Source organism: Streptomyces sp. NPDC031479, from assembly GCF_055581065.1.
In genome coordinates this window covers 4,982-8,349 of record NZ_JBVIKC010000093.1, presented here as the reverse complement: position 1 = coordinate 8,349, position 3,368 = coordinate 4,982, and the positions used below count along the sequence as shown (strand labels likewise).

Annotated in this window: 4 protein-coding genes; all 4 read right to left on the bottom strand. The window is 72.0% G+C overall.

Features of this window, described 5'->3' with window-relative positions:
* Positions 1–265 precede the first annotated feature (265 nt).
* Positions 266–1,666, bottom strand: coding sequence for a pentapeptide repeat-containing protein (locus tag ACZ5D2_RS40705; protein ID WP_468936769.1), 1,401 nt, complete (start codon positions 1,664–1,666; stop codon positions 266–268).
* An 83-nt stretch (positions 1,667–1,749) separates the two neighbouring features.
* Entirely contained in the window at positions 1,750–2,118 is a 369-nt protein-coding gene (locus ACZ5D2_RS40700) for a hypothetical protein (RefSeq protein ID WP_468936766.1), read from the bottom strand.
* Between the two features lie 281 nt (positions 2,119–2,399).
* Positions 2,400–2,600: a DUF397 domain-containing protein gene (locus tag ACZ5D2_RS40695; protein ID WP_468936764.1), complete on the bottom strand. Its 201-nt coding sequence runs from the start codon at positions 2,598–2,600 to the stop codon at positions 2,400–2,402.
* Between the two features lie 11 nt (positions 2,601–2,611).
* Positions 2,612–3,368, bottom strand: a 757-nt coding sequence (locus ACZ5D2_RS40690; RefSeq protein WP_468936761.1) for a DUF5753 domain-containing protein, incomplete at its 5' end; no start/stop codon positions are given.

The following is a 3,368-nucleotide window of genomic DNA, read 5'->3' as shown; positions in this document are numbered from 1 at the left end:
TTGTCCTGCTCCAACGCGTCCAGGTCACCCGTGAACTGCGGAATCGTGCACGGATTGATCGGTACGTGATCCGTCACTTCTGCCCCGCCCCCCGGAAGATCGATCCTGTTGCCGCACTCTCATGTCTACCTCCCGGACCCGGCGAACGCCAAAGGGGAAACGGGTCGGTGGCAACGTGCAGCCGAAAGCTCGGGGCGACAGCCGAGGCCGTGGGGCCCGATGGTGGTCGCCCTCACCTACGCGTACCACCGTCGCCGTCGGGCGGTCAACAGGGGGCGATGACCCGTACGTCGGCGCCGCGGGCGCGGAGCCAGTCCTCCAAGTCCCGCCCGCCCAGGGAGTTCCGGCTGCCGTCCGGGGTCACGAGGGTGGCCGGGCCGAACACCGTTCCCGTCAGGCCCGTCACGTGGGTGGAGTCGTCCAGGAGCGCGCGGAAGGAGTTCTCCCGTAGCTCCGCGCCGCTGAGGTCCGCGCCGCGCAGGTCGGTGTCCAGCAGCGAGGCGCCGAGGATGCGGGCGCCGCGCAGGCGGGCCCCGCGGGCGTCGGTGCCGTAGAGCTCCGCCCGGACGAGGTCGGCCCCGTCGAGGACGGCTCCGCGCAGGTCGGCGCCGTCCAGGTCGGCCCGTACGAAACAGGCCCCGGTGGCGTCGGCGCCGCTGAGGTCGGCCCCGGCGAGGTGGGCGCGGTAGAACTCGGTGCCGACCAGCCGCGCGCCGGCGAGTCGGGTCCCGGCGAACCAGGACTCCGCGAAGTCGGCGCCGTCCAGGACCGCCCCGCCGAGGTCGAGCCCCGCCATGTCGGTGCCGCCGTGGGCCCCGGCGCCCTCCCGGACCCACTCCCACAGCCGGTCGGCGGCCTCCGGGTCGGCGGGCGGCAGCACCCGCCAGGGCAGGACCGCGGGGCGCCGGTGCCAGTACCAGGCGCCGTCCGCCGGCCCGGGGCCGATCTCCTCGCCGCCGTCCTCCACGGTCACGGCCCGGAACCGCGCGTCGAGCGCGCCCAGCTCCGGATTCCCTTCCAGATCCGCCAGCCCGTCCCGGCCCGCCAGGTCCTCGCGGTACTCGTCCAGCCCGTACCAGCGCAGGGGCGGCCAGTCGGCCTCCATGCGGCAGATCAGGTCGGCCCAGCCCCACAGCCGCCGGTCGGTACCGGCCGGTGCGGCCGGCGCCGCCCGGACCAGCTCGGGCAGCCCGCGCACCTCGGCGTGCCGGAAGGCGTCGACCCGGGCCTGCGTGGCCGTCACCCGACCCGCCCAGTCCTCCCCGTCCTCCCCGGGGTCGTCGGGCTCCTCGACGCGGGCGAAGGTCTCCCCGCCGGTGGGGGTCAGCACCCGGGCGATCCAGGGCAGGACGTCGCCGAAGCCGGTCAGCACGGTCATGCCCAGCCCGGACGCCAGGGCCCGGCCCACCTCGGTGGTGCCGGGCGCCCCGAGGACGGCGGGGCCCGCGTACACCTCCAGGGAGCAGGGGACGTCGCCCCGCGCGTGCCACCGGATCCCGCACTGGACGGGGGTGTCCCACCGCCAGCCGTCGCTTTCCCCCTCGGGCCCGACCTCCACCCCGGCGGCGCCCACCCCCAGCACCGCTCCGAGCACCCGGGCCAACTCCCCGGCTCCCGGCCGCCCGGCGACCAGGAACCCGTACGCGGTTCCTCTCAGCTCTGCCATGGGGGCCACGTTAGGCGGGCCCGGCCATCAGGTGCGCACCCGTGCTCCCGGCCGCCGTCGACCCACCGCCGACGGGCACGGCGTCAGCGGGCGGCGCGGTGTGGGGCAGTGAGGGAGAGGTGTCTGACGGGGCGTACGCGCCATTCGGGGCGGGTGCCGTCGCGCAGGACGATGCTGAAGCCGGCGGGTTCGCCGCGGTGGAGGGCGGCCAGGGCCTGGATCCGGCCGTCGCCGTCGGCCCAGGCGAGGGCCCGTTCGACCTCGGCGGGGGTCAGGGCGAAGGGGTGTGTGGTGCGGATCTGGAGGCGGATCAGGCGGACGGCGTCCGCGGGGGCGTCCAGCATGACGCGGTAGAGCAGTTCGGGCGGCCCGTCGTAGGCGTCCCGGTGGCAGAGGGCCTCGAACCAGTAGCCCGTGAGGATGGCCATCGAGTGGTCGAGGTGTTGTACCAACCTTGCCCCCTGCGGAGGCGTGAAGTCGTTCATGCCAGGCATCGTTGCCCGCCCTTCCGTGGCGAGGTGCTACGGGTTGTCGAAGGCCAAGGGCGCGTTTAATTCGAGGGCAGGCGAGTGAGGTTGAGCGTCTCGACCTGTGGTCTGCGCGGCCTTGGCGTGACCGTAGCGCGCGGCGGAAGAATGTGGCAACCATGCACCGGTGCATGGTTGCCGACTGGTACGCAAAACCCCCCACCGGAGTGAGGCGGGGGGTGGAGGGCGTCGGTGACGACGGGCGGTCAGTTCATGAAGTGGTCGAACTCCCCGGCCTTCACGCCGCGGATGAACGCGGCGAGTTTGGCCGGACTGGTGGTGATGACCGACCCGGGGTCGTCGCTCTCGCGCAGCACGATGCTGTCGTCCTGCCGGCCGACCTCGATGCAGTTCTCGCCGTTGCCGCCGGAGAAGGAGGCCTTCTGCCAGCTGATGGATGCACTCATGCCGCTGTCTCTCACAGTTCTCGTGCGATGTGGTGGATGATCTGCCGGGACCCTTCCGGGTCGAGCGAGGCCTTCTCCGCGATCTCGAACAGCGCCCGGTACTTCCGCAGTTCGGCGTCGGAGTCCAGGAATCGGCCGCCGAAGGCGCTGTCGATCTGGACGGTGTCCAGCTGGGGGACGACCCCACAGGCGTAGAGCACCGGCTGCGTCACCTCGATGAAGTCCTCGCTGGTGAAAGGGATGACTCGAATCGTCACCGCGGGGCGTGTGGACATCGCCAGGAGGTGTTCGAGTTGCTCCCGCGCGACGGCGCGCCCTCCGAAGCGCATGCGCAAAGCGGCTTCGTGGATGACCGCGTCGAACGGCGGAGGGGTCGGCCTGTCGAGGAGTGCGACCCGCCGCATGCGGTGCTCGACGCGGGCTTCGATCTCGTCGGCCGGGAGCTTCGGGGTGACCCCGGAGAACAGTGCTCGGGCGTAGTTCTCCGTCTGGAACAGGCCGGGGAGAGTCATGCTCTGCGTGCAGCGAAGGGCTGTGGCGTGGTGCTCAAGCTCGGCGATGTCGAGGAAGCCGGGGGCAAGGATGCCCCGATACTCGTCAAACCAATACTGTCCGCGATGCTCCCTGGAGATGGCGCACAGGGCGTCGATGAGTGACTCGTCGTCGCGTGAGTAGAAGGTGGCGAGCCGTCTGACCCGCTCTTCGCTGACGCCCAGACGGCCTGCTTCGATGTGGCTGATCTTTGCCTGGTCGACCGACAGTAGTCCG